Below are 16,243 nucleotides of genomic sequence, written 5' to 3'. Positions count from 1 at the left end.
GTCTCATCATGCGGCCATGCGGAGGCCCCGGAACCCCGCGAAAGCGCGGCCCGGGCGACCTCCCGGTCGCGTTGACAATCGATATATTAGTTAAAACTAATTTAGTCAACCCTGCAATAAAAAGGGCGCGCCCGAATGCGAGCGCGCCCGAGGAGCATAGTCTGCAACGCTCACGCCGTCTTGTCGAACAATTCCCGACCGATCAGCATGCGGCGGATCTCGCTGGTGCCGGCGCCGATTTCGTAGAGCTTGGCGTCGCGCAGGAGGCGACCCGTGGGATATTCATTGATATAGCCGTTGCCGCCGAGCAGCTGGATCGCGTCGAGCGCCATCTGCGTGGCTTTCTCCGCCGCATAGAGGATGGCGCCGGCGGCGTCCTCGCGGGTGGTCTGGCCGCGATCGCAGGCCTTGGCGACGGCATAGACATAGGCCTTGCAGGCATTCATCCCGACATACATGTCCGCGACCTTGCCCTGGACCAGCTGGAAGGTGCCGATCGGCTGGCCGAACTGCTTGCGCTCATGCACATAGGGCATGACGATATCCATGCAGGCCTGCATGATGCCGAGCGGCCCGGCGGCGAGCACGGCGCGTTCGTAATCGAGGCCCGACATCAGCACGTTGACCCCCTTGCCGACCTGGCCGAGCACGTTTTCCTCCGGCACCTCGCAATCCTCGAAGACGAGCTCGCAGGTATCGGAGCCGCGCATGCCGAGCTTGTCGAGCTTCTGATGCGTCGAGAAACCCTTCATGCCCTTCTCGATCAGGAAAGCGGTGATGCCGCGCGGGCCGGCATCGGGGTCGGTCTTGGCATAGACGACCAGCGTCTCGGCGATGGGGCCGTTGGTGATCCACATCTTGTTGCCGGTCAGGACGTAGCGGTCGCCTTTCTTTTCGGCCCTGGTGCGCATCGAGACCACATCCGAACCGGAGCCTGGCTCCGACATGGCGAGCGCGCCGACATGTTCGCCGCTGATCAGTCCGGGCAGGTATTTCGCCTTCTGCGCCGCCGTGCCATGGCGGCCGATCTGGTTGATGCACAGGTTGGAATGCGCGCCGTAGGAAAGACCGACACTGGCGGATGCGCGCGAGACCTCCTCCATCGCCACGACATGGTCGAGATAGCCGAGCCCCGTGCCGCCATCCTCCTCCGCGATGGTGATGCCGTGCAGGCCGAGCTCGCCCATCTGCGGCCAGAGATCGCGGGGAAACTGGTTGTCCCGGTCGATCGCCTCGGCACGCGGGGCGATCTTCTCCTGCGAGAAGGCGGCGACCGTCTCGCGGATGGCATCGGCGGTGTCACCAAGGTCGAAATTGAAGGCGGGCGCAGCATTGGGAATCATGGCAGGGTCTCCTCCGCGAATGGCTTTTGCCGCTTTATAGCAGCCCCCCGCGCCCTGTCATATGCGGCTTTGGTGCGCCCGCTGCAGAGGCTCAACGGGTGCGGCTGGCAGCGTAGCGACGCGCCGCCTTGCGCAAGACCGCCTCGTCCATCTCCGCGATGCTGCGCGCGGGGCCGGTATAGACGAGGCAGCCGAAGGCATCCTCGATGCGGGTCGGCGCGAAGGCCGGGCGCTCGGCGGAAGCCGTTTGGGCCAGCGTTTTTTCTGACGGCTTATCTTCCGTAGTCATGAGGTAATTTCTCGCCATCCTGGATCGCGATCATCTCATGCAGATAACGAAGCCCGCACCCCCTCACTCCACCCCCCGAATCACCGCCTGCGGCACGTCATAGGCCTCGAAATTGGCCCAGTGCTTTTCGACATCGTCGCGGAAAAGCCCGCCGGTGATGCCGTTGACGAGTTTGGGCACGGCGCTGGTCATGGCGTTGATCGAGGAGCCGGAGGCGCCGAAGCTCATGGTGGAGGCGATCGAGAACAGGTGGATATGGCGGATCCACGGGGTCTCGCCGGGCTTACGCTCCATGAAGCTGTAATCGCGCGCGAGATAGGGGAAGCGCCCGAGCCGTCCATCGCGCTCGGCTTCCGGCGGATCATAGGCCTCGCCCCAGCTCAGGATATTGTGGGCAAAGCGCGACAGTTCCGGGCGCGCGGCGTAATCGTTCTCGATGCCGGTGCCGCAGATCAGGAAATCGGCGGTGAAGGGGCCCTGCGCCGTGGTGAGCGCGACGCGCCCGTCGGCGTTGACCCGCGCATCCTGCCAGGCGGCGCCTGTATGCAGGTGGAAATTTCCGTGGCGGGCGCAGCGATCCCAGGTCGCCTGCGGAAAGCCCTCGCGCAGGGAGAGGACCCGGCGCATGAAGCGCCAGCGCCAGGCATCGTCGAGATCGGAGAGATTGCGCAGGAAGCCGGCGAAGGTCACCCAGCGATAGGGCTGCACCACCTGCGGGCTTGCGCGCCGGCAAAACAGATGCACGGATTCCGCCCCCGCTTCGAGCGCCGTCGCCGCATTGTCGAGGCTCGATGCGCCGGCGCCAAGCACGGCCACGGTCTTGCCGGAAAAGGCTTCGAAATCGATGGCGTCGGCGGTGTGCGCGCGAAGCCGCGCGGGCAGTTTCTCGACGAATTCCGGCATCCACCAGCGCCCGGTGCTCTCCTGGCCCGTGGCGAGGACGAGCTTGCGGGTATGGACGATTTCCTCGCCCGCAGAGCTCTTCAGCGTGAGCCTTAGCAGCTCACCGGCAGGGGCGATGTCGGTGAGTGCGGTCTCGTTATCGACGGGGATGCCGATCCGGTCGCGCACCCAGAGGAGATACTCCGCCCAGTATTCGCGCGGGATGAGCGCAAGCGCTTCCCAATCGGCCTCGCCAAAACGCGCCTCGTGCCAGCTCTGATAGGTCAGGCTCGGTACGTCGAGATCGGGGCCGCTGAAATCCTTCGGGCTGCGCAGGGTGTGCATGCGGGCATAGGTCAGCCATGGCCCTTCCCGCCCGCGCGGCGCCTTGTCGATGACGCGGATATTCTCGACCCGCGCGCGCATCAGCCCGAAAGCCGTGGCGATGCCACTCTGGCCGGCGCCGACGATCACGACGTCATGGGCCGGGCGGCCATCCGGGGCGATGACCGGCTCCAGCCATTGCATGCGCGGATGCGCGATCTTGGCCAGATCAGCGCGAACCTGCGCTTCGAGCTGCGCGAGAGCGGTCTCTTCCATCCTCATTCTCGTTCCTCCGGGGCCGCACCCGCAGCAATAGCGGCGCGCCATGCGAGCAGATCCGCCACCGACGCCGCATCGTCGAAGGCGGGAGCAAAGCCCGTATCGGCCACCAGCCGGGTGATGTCCATTGGCGCACGATCACGCGGCATGTGCAGATCGATCGTGGCCGTTTCGCCGGCTTGTGCAAGGCGGCATCGCGTCTCGGGAAGGCCGAGCGCCTTTGCCGCCATCCGGCCCCAGTCGAGCAAGGCGGTGGGGGCGCCGGGGGCGATGTTATAGAGGTCATGCGTGAGTTTCGGCGCATCGAGCAGCGCGATCACGGCGCGGGCGGCGTCGCGGGCATAGAGCCAGTCGCGATGGCCTGCGCGCGGCAGGATGGCGTGATCGCCGGCGTCGAGCGCCTTCAGGATCTGCCATTGCGGGCTCAGCGTGTCGCGCAGGCCGGTATCGTATTCCCACGGGCCGAACACGCCCGACAGTCGCACGGAGCGGATATCCGCGCCCCATAAACCGGCGAGCCGCGCGCAGAAACGCTCGCCGGCGAATTTCGTGATCGGATAAAGCGCGCGCGGATCCTCCGGGGTTTCATCCTCGATCAGGCGCGCGTGCCGGGTGCCCGCCGCGCCCCAAGCGGCGGCGGAGGACAGATTGATCACCCGGCGCACCCCCGCTTCGCGCGCGGCTTCGAGGGTGGCGACGAGCCCGCCAAGATTGACCGCGAGAATGGTCGACGCGTCACGCGCCTCGCGCTGCGGCCCCGCCGTGATCGCCGCACCATAGATGACGCCGTCACGATGGCACGCGATCAGGGTGGACAGATGCGCATGATCGGCGATATCGCCGGTCTCGACGATAAGCCCGCCCGGCAGGGCGGCAAAGGCGTCACGGGCCGATCGCGGCGGCGGGGCACGATCCAGAATGGTTACGGCGCGGCCTGCGGCAAGCAGTTGCTCCGCGAGGTTGAGCCCGATGAAACCCGCTCCGCCGATGATGAGAATGCCCAAGGAATACCTCTCGAAACTTTTGGTTTTGCGCATGCCCTCCATGCAGCGCGCGCCGTAACCGCCCTCCCCAGCGGGGATGGAAATCGCGCCTCACCCTCCGTCGAATGTACCCATTTCCCTGGGGAAGGGGAGCCCGAATTTCCTGCAAATCCTGCCCGGTCATGGTGCAAATTCTGCTATTTCGATATGGTTCGAATAATGATTGACGCGGGTTTTAGGTACCCGCATTGTGGCGCCATGATGCAGATGAAGACGCCGCTTCCCGATGTCGATCTCGCCACGATGGCCGCGCAGCTCGAAGCGCTCGGCCATCCCACACGGCTTGCGCTCTATCGCCTGATGGTGCGCGCCGGCCCGGAGGGTATCCCCGTGGGGCGGTTGCAGGAGGCGCTCGGCATTCCCGCTTCGACGCTCTCGCATCATTTGGCCAAGCTGACCGCGCAGGGCCTCGTCAGCCGCGAACGCCAGGCGACGACGCTGATCTGCCGGGCCGATTTCGAAACGATGCACGGGCTTGTCGGCTTTCTCAACGATGAATGCTGCGCGGATTCCTGCACGCGGGCGCTGCCTGTCGCGCCCGTTGTGGCGGATGGTGATGCATGACGCGGATGACCCCGCCGCGGGCCGTGGTGATCTCGGCTCTGGGCATCACGCAGATCCTGGCCTGGGGCTCCACCTATTACCTGCTTGCCGTTCTGGCCGAACCCATTGCGCGCGAAACCGGCTGGCCGCTGACCATGGTGGTGGGCGGTCTGACGCTCGGGCTGATCGCGGCGAGTGTGGTCTCGCCGCGCGTCGGCAACGCCATCCAGGCCACGGGCGGGCGTCCGGTGATGAGTGCGTCTTCGCTGATCATGGCGACGGGGCTCGCAGGCCTCGCCTTCGTCGATCACCCGGCACTCTATTTCACCGTCTGGGTCCTGCTCGGGATCGGCATGGGGGCGGGGCTGTACGACGCGGCCTTCGCCACGCTCGGGCGGCTCTATGGCAAGGATGCGCGTGGCGCGATTACGGCGCTGACGCTCTATGGCGGCTTTGCCAGCACCCTGTGCTGGCCGCTCAGCGCCTTTCTCGTCGAGACGCTGGGCTGGCGCGGCGCCTGCCTGACCTATGCGGGCATTCATCTGTTCATCAATCTACCGCTGCATGTCTTCGCCTTGCCGCGTTTCGCGCCCGATGATCCGGCGCGCCCCCGCCAGTCCCGGCGGGAGGTCCTGACCGCGTTGCTGCGCGGGCGCGAAAGCAGCGGCGCGCGGATCACCCTGCCGGAAAGCGATCGGCTCGTCTTCGCGTTGCTCGCCACGGGCCTCACCATCGGCGGCATCGCCTCTGCGGTGCTTTCCGTGCATCTGCTCACCGTGCTGCAGGCGCGCGACATCGCGCTGGCGGCGGCGGTGGGGCTCGGCGCGCTGGTCGGGCCGAGCCAGGTCGGCGGGCGGATTCTCGAAATGCTGATCGGGCGAAAGTTTCATCCGCTCTGGACGGCGGCCGTCTCCGCCATACTGATCTTCGCCGGGGTCACCCTGCTTGCCGGCCATGCGCCATTGATCGCGCTCGCGCTCATGCTCTACGGGGCGGGGATCGGGATCCGCTCGATCGTGCGCGGCACCCTGCCGCTCGCGCTGTTTGATCCGGGAATCTATGCCACGATGATGGGGCGGCTGGCTGCGCCGATCCTGCTTCTTGGCGCGCTCTCACCGCTGGCTGCAGCCTGGATCATCGATGCGTTCGGCCCCGATCTGCTGCTCGTGATACTCGTGGCCCTGTGCCTGACCGACATCATCCTCATCGGCCTCGTGGCGCTCGCCGCACAGCGACGAGCGCGTCTTCAGGCTCAGGCTGCGGAGCCGGAAGGCGTCGCGGCGGTGGCGGGAAGCGGGCAGGAAACACCGGTGCCGCCGAGGCCGCAGTAACCGCCGGGATTCTTTGCCAGATATTGCTGGTGGTAATCTTCGGCGAAATAGAACGGTCCGGCTTCGGCTATCTCGGTCGTGATCGCGGGAAAACCGCGCTGCTTCAGCGCCGCTGCGAAAGCATCCCGGCTTGCGGTTGCCGCCTGCATCTGTTCATCGTCGAAGACATGGATGGCGGAGCGGTATTGCGTGCCGACATCATTGCCCTGGCGCATGCCCTGGGTGGGATCATGGCCTTCCCAGAAGGTGCGCAACAGGCTCTCGAAGGAGACCTCGTACGGATCATAGACCACGAGTACCGCCTCGGTATGCCCGGTCTCGCCGCGACAGACTTCCTCGTAATACGGATTGGGCGTCGTGCCACCGGCATAGCCCACCGCCGTCACATGCACGCCCGGCATTTGCCAGAACAGCCGCTCGGCACCCCAGAAGCAGCCGAGCCCGAAGACCACCTTGCGCATATGATCCGGATAGGGGCCCGCGAGCGGCACGCCGTTGACATGGTGGTGCGTCGCGGTCGGGATCGGATCGGGCCGACCGGGCAGGGCCTCCCCGGCGCCCGGCAGGCTGGTGCGCTTGAAAAACGAAAACATCGTCACCTCCTCGGTGGCATGAGCCATTGCCGTCAATATGGTCCGGCAAGTGCCCTGCGTCGAGGTGTGGCCCTGCGCCCCGGTCAGAAATCGAGATCCGCGCGCAGCGACCCCGAAGGCTTGTAGAGCTCGGGATCGGGCGCATAGGCCGGCTCGCCCCTGTCGCGATAGCGGTTGACGATCGGGTAGCGTCGGTCGCGCCCGAAATTCTTCGCCGTCACCTTCACCCCCGGCGCGGCCTGCCGGCGCTTGTATTCGGCGAGGATGAGCAGCCGCTCGATCCGGGTCACCGTGTCGCGGTCATGGCCCATGGCGACAATCTCGTCGACGCGGGTCTCCTTCTCGACGAGCTCTGCGAGGATGGCATCGAGCACCTCGTAGGGGGGCAGCGAATCCTGGTCGGTCTGGTCGGGGCGCAGCTCCGCGCTTGGCGGGCGGGTGATGATGTCTTCAGGGATCACCATGCCGTCGGGACCATGCGCGCCATCCGGCTTCCAGCCGTTGCGCAGCCGCGACAGCCGGTAGACTTCGAGCTTGTAGAGATCCTTGATCGGGTTGAAGCCGCCATTCATGTCGCCATAAAGCGTGGCATAACCCACCGACATTTCGGATTTGTTGCCGGTGGTCACGACCATGGCGCCGAACTTGTTGGAGATCGACATCAGAATCGTGCCGCGCACGCGGCTCTGGATATTCTCCTCGGTGACGCCCGGCTCGGTGCCCTGGAACAGGGGCGCGAGCGCAGCTTCCACACCCTCGACCCCGGTGGCGATGGGCAGGATGTCGTAGCGCACGCCCAGCATCCGCGCGCAGGCAGCCGCGTCATCAAGGGAGGTCTGCGCCGTGTAGCGATAGGGCAGCATCACGCAATGCACCCGATCGGGCCCCAGCGCATCGACGGCAATCGCCGCACACAAAGCCGAATCGATGCCGCCGGACAGGCCGAGTACCACGCCGGGGAAGCCGTTCTTTTCCACGTAATCGCGCAGCCCCAGAACGCAGGCCGCGTAATCGGCCTTCTCGCCTTCGACCACCGTCTCGCGCGGCGCCTCGACGCAACGCCAGATGCCGGCCTCGCGGCTCCAGCGGGTGAGCGCGACCGTCTCGGCGAAAGCGGGAAGCTGGCAGGCCAGCGCGCAATCATCCTGGAGCACGAAGGAGGCGCCGTCGAAGACGAGCTCGTCCTGGCCGCCGATCTGGTTGAGGTAGATCAGCGGCAATTCGCTTTCGGTGACGCGGGCGGCGGCGATGTTGAAGCGCTCGTCGCTCTTGCCGCGGCAGAAGGGCGAGCCATTGGGCACGATCAGGATTTCCGCCCCGGTCTCGGCCAGGCATTCGACGACTTCCTCGCCCCAGATATCCTCGCAGATCGGCACGCCGACCCGGACGCCGCGCACCACGATCGGCCCCGGCATCGGGCCGGAAGCGAAGACGCGCTTTTCGTCAAAGGGGCCGTAATTGGGCAGGTCGACCTTGAACCGCACCGCCGCGATACGCCCGCCATCGAGCAGGGCGACGGCATTGTACACCTTTCCATCCTCGGCCCAGGGCAGGCCGACGAGCATGGCGGGGCCGCCGTCATCGGTCTCACGCGCGAGCTGATCGAGTGCTGCGCGGCAGGCATCCTGGAAGGCCGGCTTGAGCACCAGATCTTCCGGCGGATACCCGGACAGGAAGAGCTCGGAGAAGACGACGAGATCCGCCCCTTGCGAGGCTGCCCGGGCGCGCGCGGCACGCACCTTGCCGGCATTGCCGGAGACGTCTCCAAGGATGGGGTTGAGCTGCGCGAGCGCTATGGCGAGGCTGTTTGTATCGGTCATGTTCGGGAGATAACGCGCCGCGTGCCCCGCCGCAACGGCAAAGCCGATTTCGAGGGTGCATATGCATGGCCGCCGCAACGCTTGCCCCCGAAGCGCGTGTTCCCGGAGAGCGTGCCCCCGGAGCGCGTGTCCCCGGAATGCGTCTCGCCGGAGGGCTTCCCGCAGGAACAGGCAGCATTGCCGCATACGGATCAGCCGCCTATGCTCGCGCAGCGTTCTGTTCCGGGAGCATCTGATGGATCTCGCCGTCTTCCTCGTCTTTCTCGCCACCTGTGCCGTCGCGGCCTCGTCGGGTGTGCTTTTCAAGCCCGGCGCCTGGTATCGTGGTCTCGACAAGCCGTCATGGACGCCACCGAACATCGCCTTTCCGATCATCTGGAGTGTGCTCTATCTGATGATGGCGGTCGCCGTCGCGCGGGTGGCGGGGGAGCCGGACAGCGCGCTGGCGCTGGCCTTGTGGAGCCTGCAGATCTGCCTGAACACCCTGTGGTCCGCGGTTTTCTTCGGTCTGCACAGAATGCGCGCCGCGGCAATCGTGATCGGCCTGCTCTGGGTCGCGCTCGCCGCCACGATCACGGCTTTCGCCGCGATCGACGGGCTCGCTGCCGCGCTGCTCGTGCCGTATCTGCTCTGGGGCAGCTACGCGTTCGCGCTCAATCTCGCCGTTCTCAAGCGCAACCCTCAGGCCGATGCCGCCGCATGAGGGCAGCCCGGATCACATCTGCTTGACAATGGCGCTGCACATCTGTCGCGGCGCGTTATTGTGCCTATCTTCGATGCGCGCTATCGCGCATCATCGCCGTGCCGGCAGGGAGTCGGGCGAATCGTGAGGAGTGGCAATTGAGGGCGTGCATCTGATGCAAAGGGCTTCGCTGGTTTTCGCGCTTGCGGGCGCGCTCCTCCTCATCGGCGCGCTGTTGGGCGAAACCATACCGCTGCTCTTGCCGATCGCCACGATCGCCATCGGCGCGGCGTTGCGGTTTTCGCGTGATACGGCGGTTTACCTGCGCATCCTGATCGGGCTGATCGCCTTCGCGCATACCCTGCTCGGCGTGCTCTATCTGGTCGACAACCACGGTTATACGCCTGCGGCGATGGACGGATTCACCCCGCCGCTGGCCATGCCGGTGGCGGCGGCGATCTTTGCGCTCGCCATGCTCGCCGTCGGGCGCATTCCGGTGATCCGCACCATCGCGCAACTGACCGATCCGTTCTTCGTCTCGCGCGAGACGGGTGTCGTGCAGATCTGGCCGTTCCCGGAATTCCGGGCCCAGGAGCGCGTCATCGGCACGGTCCTGCTCTCGATCGTGGTGATCATGCAATTCGCGCTCGTCGCCATCTCGGTGCGGCTGAGCTACTGGAACCGCGACTGGTTCAACGCCATCCAGGAAAGCAATGCGGACGAGTTCTGGCGGCTTCTGCTCACGGTCTGGGTATTCTGGGTCACCATCGCCGTGACCATGGCGATCTATCAATATGCCGTGCGCATGACGCTGGATATCCACTGGCGCAACTGGATGACACAATTCTACACGCGCCGCTGGCTTTCGGGCGCGATCCCCTATCGGATGCAGGTCTTCGGCGTCCAGACCGACAACCCCGACCAGCGCATCCAGGAGGATATCAACAAGTTCACCACCGATACGATGGGCCTGACGCTGGGCATGCTGTCGCAGGTTTCAACGCTCGTCTCCTTCTCGGTGATCCTGTGGACGATCTCCTCCGATTTCACCTTCCCGGGGACCGAGGTGGTGGTGCCGGGTCTGCTGTTCTGGATCGCACTGGTCTACGCCGTGATCGCGACATATGCGACGCATCTGATCGGGCGTCCGCTGATCCGGCTGAACTTCCTGCAGGAGCGCTATGAGGCGGATTTCCGCTTCTCGCTGGCGCGGCTGCGCGAATATGGCGAGCAGGTCGCGCTGCTGCGCGGGCAGGGGGCCGAGCGCGAACGGCTGGGCACGCAATTCGCACGCATCGTCGACAATTTCTTCAGGCGCGTGAGCATCAACAAGCGGTTGATCGCCTTTACCAGTTTCTACGATTATTCGAACTCCGTGGTACCCTACGTGATCGCGGCACCGTTCTATTTTGCCGGCCAGATCCAGCTCGGCGTGATGACGCAGACGGCGGGCGCCTTCGCACGGGTGGAGAGTGCGCTCTCCTTCTTCATCGACGCCTATCAGCGGCTGGCCTCCTACAAGGCCGTGGTCGACCGCCTGACCTCCTTCGAGGAATCGATGCAGCGCGCCCGCGAGGCCGGGCGCGAGACCGGCGAGATCGTCATCACCGAGCATGAGGGCGATACGTTGCGCCTCGAGAACGTGATCGTGCGCCTGCCCGATGGTACCCCCATCGCCGGGGCCTCGCAGCTTACCTTCCGACCCGGCGAATCGGTGCTTCTGGCCGGGATGTCGGGGACGGGTAAATCGACGCTGTTTCGCGCCATCTCGGGCATCTGGCCCTTCGGCGAGGGTGTGGTGCATAAACCCGCCGGGCGCAAGCTCATGCTCCTGCCGCAGCGGCCCTACATCCCGGTGGGCACCCTGCGCGGGGTCGTGGCCTATCCGGCGCTGGAGAATCTCTATTCGGATGACGCGCTGCGCGCGGCGCTGGAGAAGGCGCGGCTTGCCCATCTCGTGCCGCTGCTCGACGAGGATCGCTCCTGGGCACAGACGCTCTCGCTCGGCGAGCAGCAGCGCCTTGCGATCGCGCGCGCATTGCTCGAACAGCCCGACTGGCTTCTCGTCGACGAAGCGACCGCCGCCATGGACGAGCCGACGGAAGCCGCGATCTACAAGGTGCTGCGCGAGGAGCTGCCCGGGACCACCCTGATCTCGATCGGCCACCGCTCCACGCTCATCGCCTTCCACGAGCGCCGCATCGACATGAGAGCGGGGGTCGACGGCGTGTATCGCCCCGTCGACCCGGATCATGTGCCCGCGCAATGACCAGTGGAGCGCTCCGAGCTGACGGGGTCAGGCCGGGCGCTCAAGGTCGTTGTTTCGCGAATCCTTTTCCGTCAGCCGGTATCCACCTGACGGGATGATGCTCTCAGCCCCCCCAGCGTATCGACGAAACGCACCGGTGCGCCGGCGCCCGGCGCAGTGAGTTCGCCCTCCCACATCACCATGTTGCCGCGCACCATCGTGCCGACCGGCCAGCCGGTGACGGAGACCCCGTCATAAGGCGTCCAGCCGCATTTCGAGGCGATCCAGTCATTGCTGATGGTCTTCTGCTTCTTCAGATCGACGATGGTGAAATCGGCGTCATAGCCGGCTGCGATGCGTCCCTTGCGGGCAATGCCGAAAATGCGCTGGGGGCCCGCCGAGGTGAGATCGACGAAGCGCATCAGCGAGAGCCGGCCCTTGTTGACGTGATCGAGCATCACCGGCACGAATGTTTGCACCCCGGTCATGCCCGAGGGCGTGTTCGGATAGGTGGCATTCTGCTTTTCTTCCAGCGTATGCGGCGCATGGTCGGAGCCGAGCACATCGACGATGCCCTGGGTGAGACCGCGCCAGATGCCCTCGCGATGGCCCTCGTCGCGCACCGGCGGGTTCATCTGGGCGAGCGCGCCGAGGCGCTCATAGGCTTCAGGCGCGGTGAGCGTGAGATGGTTTGGCGTCACCTCGACGGTGGCGACGTCCTTGTGATGGACGAGAAAATCCATCTCCTCCTTCGTCGAGATATGCAGCACATGGATCTTTGCGCCCGTCGCATGGGCGATGCGCACCAGCCGCTCGGTGCATTTCAGGGCGACTTCCGGCGAGCGCCAGACGGGATGCGAACGCGGATCGCCCTCCACGCGAAGGGGCTTGCGTTCGCGCAGCATCTCCTCGTCTTCCGAATGGAAGGCCGAACGCCGGCGGGTGCGTTTCAGAATTTCGGTGACGCCGCCATCATCCTCCACCAGCAGCGAGCCGGTGGACGAACCCATGAAGACCTTGATGCCCACGGCGCCCGGCAGGCGCTCGAGTTCGGGGATGTCCTTCGCATTTTCGTGCGTGCCGCCGACCCAGAAGCCGAAATCGCAATGCATGCGGTTCGTCGCGCGAGCGATCTTGTCGGCCAGCGCTTCCGGTGTCGTCGTCTGGGGATTGGTATTGGGCATCTCGAAGACGCTGGTGACGCCGCCCATCACGGCCGCGCGGGCGCCGGTTTCGAGATCTTCCTTGTGATCAAGGCCCGGCTCGCGAAAATGCACCTGGCTGTCGATCACGCCGGGCAGGATATGGAGACCGGTACAATCAACCACGCGCTCGGCGGAGGCCTGCGAGAGATCGCCGATTTCGGCGATGGCGCCGGCGCGCACGCCGATATCGCGGATGCCCTCGCCATCGTGATTGACCACGCAGCCGCCCTTGAGAATCAGATCGAAAACCGCCATCGCATGCCTCGCTTTTCTTTATCGCAGAATTGATTGCGCCTAGTGATGCGACAAAACCGGGGCATTGTCATCACCGGCATGCCTTGAGTGCAGGCGCCTGCGAGGCTATCTCCAGCCTGAGCGGGGTTGCTCGCGGCCATTTTCCTGAAACGGGAGCACGACATGCCTTTGGCGAGACTGGATGATCGCGCGGTTCTGCATGTCGCCGGCGAGGCGGCGCATGATTTTCTCGACGGTCTGATCACCAGCGATGTGGACAATGCGCAGCCGGGCAAGCCGATCTTCGCGGCGCTGCTCACGCCCCAGGGGAAGATCCTGTTCGATTTCTTCCTCCATGTCGCGCCCGAATCGGAGGGCGGATTCTATCTCGATTGCCGGCGCGACCTGCTTTCCGAACTCGCCAGACGGCTGAAATTCTACCGCCTGCGCGCCAAGGTCACGCTGGATGAGCGCGCCGAAGATTTCGCCGTCATCGCCGGCTGGGACGATGCTACGGTTCCGAAGACGGCACGTGTCGCGGGCCCCGATCCGCGCCTCGCCGCTCTCGGCTGGCGGGCGATCTTGACGGCGGGCGATGCACCGGTGGGCGACGCGTCGGGCGATGATTACAAGGCCCATCGCATGGCGCATGGCATGCCCGAGGGCGGTTTGGACTACGCTTTCGGCGAAACCTTCCCGCACGAGGCGCTGATGGATCAAAATGGCGGGGTGGATTTCGCCAAGGGTTGCTATGTTGGCCAGGAGGTTGTTTCGCGGATGCAGCATCGCGGTACGGCGCGCACGCGTTTCGTTCCCGTGACGGCTTTGGCCGGTTCCTTGCCGGAGCCGGGTGCGGAGATCACCGCTGGGGGCAAGGTGGTCGGGACCTGCGTCAGCGCGACGCAGGATCGTGCCATGGCGAAAATGCGGCTCGACCGGGTGGCCGACGCGCTGAATGCCGGAGCAGCCCTTGAATCCGGTCAGGCCCGGCTTGCCTTGATTCAGCCCGATTGGCTGGGCATTTCCCTCCCGCATGCCGCATACGGGCTCGACAGCGAGCGGTAGCGGCGCTAAACGAAAGCGCCGTTAAGAATGCGTTGACCGTTTACGCGGCATTATCGCTACTCAGTCAGAGTTGCGTAACCATCGGATCAATGATGACCCTGAAATCGCGTTTTCATCCGCTCAGCCGCCACACCCTTTCCGGTGTGGTTCTCGGTGCCGGTCTCGCTGCGGGTGTGCATGCCATGTCGGCCGCCCCCGCGCAGGCCCAGACCACCAATGTCTTCGCCGGCAGCTGGACCATGACGATCGGGGCAGAAGCCCGCCTCCTGCCACAGTTCGAGGGTGCCAAGACCTATCGCGTGCGCCCCATGCCGATCTTCTCCATTCGCCGCTCCGGCTCGCCGACCCGGTTCCGTGCGCCTGATGACGGCATCCGTATCGGCCTCATCGAGGTGGAGAATGTTCGCGTTGGCGCCGTGGGCAAGTTCCGCGGGCGCCGGGCCGAAAGCGATGCTGCCGCTCTCACGGGGCTCGGCAATGTCGGCTTCACGGCGGAAATCGGCGGCTTCGCAGAGATCTGGGCGACCCAGAATTTCCGGCTGAGCGCCGAGATGCGCCATGGGATCGGCGGCCATACCGGCGTCCTCGCGGATGTGGGGGCTGATCTCGTCATGCGTCCGGATACGCAATGGACGCTCTCGGTCGGACCGCGCCTGTCCTGGGCCAATGCCGAATACAACCGTACCTATTTCGGCGTCAGCCGCGAACAGCAGGCAGCCGGTTCGCGACTCGCGCTGTATTCGCCGGGATCGGGCATCCGTGCTTTCGGCGTCGTCGGCTCGGCCAGCTATGCCGTTACCCCCGACTGGACGGTCCGGGCCTTTGCCCGCTATGACCGCCTCGCTGGCGATGTGCGCAAGTCGCCGCTGGTGCGCACGCATGGTTCGCCCAACCAGTTTTCCGCCGGCTTCGGCCTGTCCTACTCCTTCAGCGCCGATATGCGCTGACCAGCCCGGCCATGGCGCCCGGCCCGTCCCTGATCGTGCACCCGGACGGACTGGCCCGTTGCTGGTGGCCGGGGTGTGATCCGCTCTATGTCGACTATCACGATACCGAATGGGGCGTGCCAGAGACGGATGGGCGGGCGCTGTTCGAGAAGCTCATTCTCGACGGTTTCCAGGCCGGGCTGTCCTGGATCACCATCCTGCGCAAACGCGACGCCTTCCGTGCAGCCTTTGCCGGATTCGATCCGCAGGCCATTGCGCGATTTGACGAGGCGCGCATCGGGGCGCTGATGAATGATGCCGGTATCGTGCGCAACCGCGCCAAGATCGTCGCCACCATCGCCGGGGCGCGCGCCTGGCTCGCCATTGAGGAGCGGGAGGGGTTTGCGCATTTTCTCTGGAAATTCGTTGATGGATGCCCGGCGCAGCCGCAATACCAGACCCGTGAAACCGTGCCGACGCAGAATGCGCAATCGCAGGCCATGTCGCGCGCGCTGAAGGCGGAGGGGTTCGGTTTTTGCGGGCCTACCATCGTCTATGCCTTCATGCAGGCGGTGGGCATGACGAACGATCATCTCACCGGCTGCTTTCGTCATGCCGAATGCGCTGCGCTTGCCGATATCCGGATCGACGGGGCAGGCGCATGAGCCGCAAATCATCGACACATCGACCCGCGCGCGCCTGGCAACGGATGCTGTCGGGACGCCGGCTCGACCTGCTCGATCCCTCGCCGCTCGATATCGAACTCGAAGACATCGCCCACGGCCTCGCCCGTGTCGCGCGCTGGAACGGGCAGACGCATGGCGTACACATCTTCTCGGTGGCCCAGCATTCACTGCTGGTCGAGACGGTCGCCGCAGATATGGCGCAGGCGCTGACACCCGGGGAACGGCTCGGCATCCTGCTGCATGACGCGCCGGAATACGTGATCGGTGACATGATCTCCCCCTTCAAGGCGGTGATCGGCGATACCTACAAGCAGGTCGAGGCGCGGCTGATGGCGGCGATCCGCCTGCATTTCGGCCTCTCCGCCACGCCCTCGCGGGCACTCGCTGCCTTGATGAAGCGCGCCGACGGCGCCGCAGCCTTTCACGAAGCCGTCCGGCTCGCCGGCTTTGCGGAGGAGGAAGCCGAGCGCTTCTTCGGCAAACCCCGGGCACTGTCTCCCGCGAGCGAGGCGTTGCTTGCACCGCAGCCGATCGAAGTGATGCAGCAGCGTTTCGCGCAGCGCGTTGCAGCCTTGCAGAATGAGCGTGGCCGGGTTTGAACTTGGCAGGTGTTGAACTTGGAAGGGTTTGAACTTGGCAGGTGTTCAGCGCGACGGGAATCGAGCGCAACGGGAGGCCGGGCGAGAAGGCAGGGCGGTCCCCGCTCGCGCGGATCCGGTGCGAAGGACTGCGTGCCCCACATGAGACTGC

15 protein-coding genes are annotated in these 16,243 nt (G+C 65.4%); 8 read left to right on the top strand and 7 right to left on the bottom strand.

Features of this window, described 5'->3' with window-relative positions; genetic code table 11:
- Positions 1 to 170: 170 nt before the first annotated feature.
- The 4 genes from GA0071312_RS01750 to GA0071312_RS01735 form a co-directional block, all read right to left on the bottom strand.
- Positions 171 to 1,343 (bottom strand): isovaleryl-CoA dehydrogenase, encoded by a 1,173-nt coding sequence (locus tag GA0071312_RS01750; protein ID WP_074443370.1) that lies wholly within the window; start codon positions 1,341 to 1,343, stop codon positions 171 to 173.
- Between the two features lie 91 nt (positions 1,344 to 1,434).
- On the bottom strand, positions 1,435 to 1,632 hold the full coding sequence (locus GA0071312_RS01745; RefSeq protein WP_074443369.1) for a hypothetical protein: 198 nt from the start codon (positions 1,630 to 1,632) through the stop codon (positions 1,435 to 1,437).
- Positions 1,633 to 1,695: 63 nt separating this feature from the next.
- A complete protein-coding gene (locus GA0071312_RS01740) occupies positions 1,696 to 3,114 on the bottom strand; it encodes an FAD/NAD(P)-binding protein (RefSeq protein WP_074443368.1) in 1,419 nt (472 codons plus the stop codon).
- Between the two features lie 2 nt (positions 3,115 to 3,116).
- Positions 3,117 to 4,121 carry an NAD-dependent epimerase/dehydratase family protein gene (locus GA0071312_RS01735; protein ID WP_074444114.1) on the bottom strand — a complete coding sequence of 335 codons (1,005 nt, stop codon included), beginning with the start codon at positions 4,119 to 4,121 and terminating at the stop codon, positions 3,117 to 3,119.
- A 237-nt stretch (positions 4,122 to 4,358) separates the two neighbouring features.
- Between GA0071312_RS01735 and GA0071312_RS01730 the strand changes: the two genes are divergently transcribed.
- Both GA0071312_RS01730 and GA0071312_RS01725 read left to right on the top strand, forming a co-directional pair.
- Positions 4,359 to 4,724, top strand: coding sequence for an ArsR/SmtB family transcription factor (locus tag GA0071312_RS01730; RefSeq protein ID WP_238947054.1), 366 nt, complete (start codon positions 4,359 to 4,361; stop codon positions 4,722 to 4,724).
- A complete protein-coding gene (locus GA0071312_RS01725) occupies positions 4,721 to 6,034 on the top strand; it encodes an MFS transporter (RefSeq protein WP_074443367.1) in 1,314 nt (437 codons plus the stop codon). Before GA0071312_RS01730 ends, GA0071312_RS01725 begins: the two co-directional genes overlap by 4 nt.
- Here the strand turns inward: GA0071312_RS01725 and msrA are convergent.
- A complete protein-coding gene (gene msrA / locus GA0071312_RS01720; protein ID WP_074444112.1) occupies positions 5,956 to 6,627 on the bottom strand; it encodes a peptide-methionine (S)-S-oxide reductase MsrA in 672 nt (223 codons plus the stop codon). The genes GA0071312_RS01725 and msrA overlap by 79 nt on opposite strands.
- A gap of 83 nt (positions 6,628 to 6,710) precedes the next feature.
- Entirely contained in the window at positions 6,711 to 8,447 is a 1,737-nt protein-coding gene (locus tag GA0071312_RS01715) for an NAD+ synthase (protein ID WP_074443366.1), read from the bottom strand.
- 235 nt (positions 8,448 to 8,682) lie between these two features.
- Between GA0071312_RS01715 and tspO the strand changes: the two genes are divergently transcribed.
- Both tspO and GA0071312_RS01705 read left to right on the top strand, forming a co-directional pair.
- Entirely contained in the window at positions 8,683 to 9,150 is a 468-nt protein-coding gene (gene tspO, locus GA0071312_RS01710) for a tryptophan-rich sensory protein TspO (RefSeq protein WP_074443365.1), read from the top strand.
- A 154-nt stretch (positions 9,151 to 9,304) separates the two neighbouring features.
- Complete coding sequence (locus tag GA0071312_RS01705) at positions 9,305 to 11,398, top strand: ABC transporter ATP-binding protein/permease (RefSeq protein WP_238947053.1); 2,094 nt, start codon at positions 9,305 to 9,307, stop codon at positions 11,396 to 11,398.
- 71 nt (positions 11,399 to 11,469) lie between these two features.
- Here GA0071312_RS01705 and GA0071312_RS01700 read toward each other — a convergent pair whose 3' ends face one another.
- Positions 11,470 to 12,837 carry a dihydroorotase gene (locus GA0071312_RS01700; RefSeq protein WP_074443364.1) on the bottom strand — a complete coding sequence of 456 codons (1,368 nt, stop codon included), beginning with the start codon at positions 12,835 to 12,837 and terminating at the stop codon, positions 11,470 to 11,472.
- Positions 12,838 to 12,999: 162 nt separating this feature from the next.
- Between GA0071312_RS01700 and ygfZ the strand changes: the two genes are divergently transcribed.
- The 4 genes from ygfZ to GA0071312_RS01680 all read left to right on the top strand — a co-directional run bounded on the left by ygfZ (position 13,000) and on the right by GA0071312_RS01680 (position 16,092).
- Positions 13,000 to 13,881, top strand: coding sequence for a CAF17-like 4Fe-4S cluster assembly/insertion protein YgfZ (gene ygfZ / locus GA0071312_RS01695; RefSeq protein WP_074444110.1), 882 nt, complete (start codon positions 13,000 to 13,002; stop codon positions 13,879 to 13,881).
- A gap of 92 nt (positions 13,882 to 13,973) precedes the next feature.
- Positions 13,974 to 14,828 carry a MipA/OmpV family protein gene (locus GA0071312_RS01690; protein ID WP_165603933.1) on the top strand — a complete coding sequence of 285 codons (855 nt, stop codon included), beginning with the start codon at positions 13,974 to 13,976 and terminating at the stop codon, positions 14,826 to 14,828.
- An 11-nt stretch (positions 14,829 to 14,839) separates the two neighbouring features.
- Positions 14,840 to 15,472 (top strand): DNA-3-methyladenine glycosylase I, encoded by a 633-nt coding sequence (locus tag GA0071312_RS01685; RefSeq protein WP_074443363.1) that lies wholly within the window; start codon positions 14,840 to 14,842, stop codon positions 15,470 to 15,472.
- Positions 15,469 to 16,092, top strand: coding sequence for an HD domain-containing protein (locus tag GA0071312_RS01680; protein WP_074443362.1), 624 nt, complete (start codon positions 15,469 to 15,471; stop codon positions 16,090 to 16,092). Before GA0071312_RS01685 ends, GA0071312_RS01680 begins: the two co-directional genes overlap by 4 nt.
- Positions 16,093 to 16,243 lie beyond the last annotated feature (151 nt).

Origin of the sequence: Saliniramus fredricksonii (genome assembly GCF_900094735.1) — a bacterium.
In the GTDB taxonomy this organism is placed as follows: Bacteria; Pseudomonadota; Alphaproteobacteria; order Rhizobiales; family Beijerinckiaceae; genus Saliniramus; species Saliniramus fredricksonii.
The sequence above is the reverse complement of the archived record's forward strand: the minus strand, read 5'-3'. Positions and strand labels throughout refer to the sequence as shown.

Excerpts from the sequence above, each read along its gene's own strand:
- GA0071312_RS01680 (WP_074443362.1), top strand. The coding sequence starts at position 15,469 with ATGAGCCGCAAATCATCGACACATCGACCCGCGCGCGCCTGGCAACGG.
- GA0071312_RS01730 (WP_238947054.1), top strand. The coding sequence starts at position 4,359 with ATGATGCAGATGAAGACGCCGCTTCCCGATGTCGATCTCGCCACGATG.
- GA0071312_RS01725 (WP_074443367.1), top strand. The coding sequence starts at position 4,721 with ATGACGCGGATGACCCCGCCGCGGGCCGTGGTGATCTCGGCTCTGGGC.
- GA0071312_RS01750 (WP_074443370.1), bottom strand. The coding sequence starts at position 1,343 with ATGATTCCCAATGCTGCGCCCGCCTTCAATTTCGACCTTGGTGACACC.
- ygfZ (WP_074444110.1), top strand. The coding sequence starts at position 13,000 with ATGCCTTTGGCGAGACTGGATGATCGCGCGGTTCTGCATGTCGCCGGC.
- GA0071312_RS01715 (WP_074443366.1), bottom strand. The coding sequence starts at position 8,447 with ATGACCGATACAAACAGCCTCGCCATAGCGCTCGCGCAGCTCAACCCC.
- GA0071312_RS01705 (WP_238947053.1), top strand. The coding sequence starts at position 9,305 with ATGCAAAGGGCTTCGCTGGTTTTCGCGCTTGCGGGCGCGCTCCTCCTC.
- GA0071312_RS01685 (WP_074443363.1), top strand. The coding sequence starts at position 14,840 with ATGGCGCCCGGCCCGTCCCTGATCGTGCACCCGGACGGACTGGCCCGT.
- GA0071312_RS01745 (WP_074443369.1), bottom strand. The coding sequence starts at position 1,632 with ATGACTACGGAAGATAAGCCGTCAGAAAAAACGCTGGCCCAAACGGCT.
- msrA (WP_074444112.1), bottom strand. The coding sequence starts at position 6,627 with ATGTTTTCGTTTTTCAAGCGCACCAGCCTGCCGGGCGCCGGGGAGGCC.
- GA0071312_RS01690 (WP_165603933.1), top strand. The coding sequence starts at position 13,974 with ATGACCCTGAAATCGCGTTTTCATCCGCTCAGCCGCCACACCCTTTCC.
- tspO (WP_074443365.1), top strand. The coding sequence starts at position 8,683 with ATGGATCTCGCCGTCTTCCTCGTCTTTCTCGCCACCTGTGCCGTCGCG.
- GA0071312_RS01740 (WP_074443368.1), bottom strand. The coding sequence starts at position 3,114 with ATGGAAGAGACCGCTCTCGCGCAGCTCGAAGCGCAGGTTCGCGCTGAT.
- GA0071312_RS01700 (WP_074443364.1), bottom strand. The coding sequence starts at position 12,837 with ATGGCGGTTTTCGATCTGATTCTCAAGGGCGGCTGCGTGGTCAATCAC.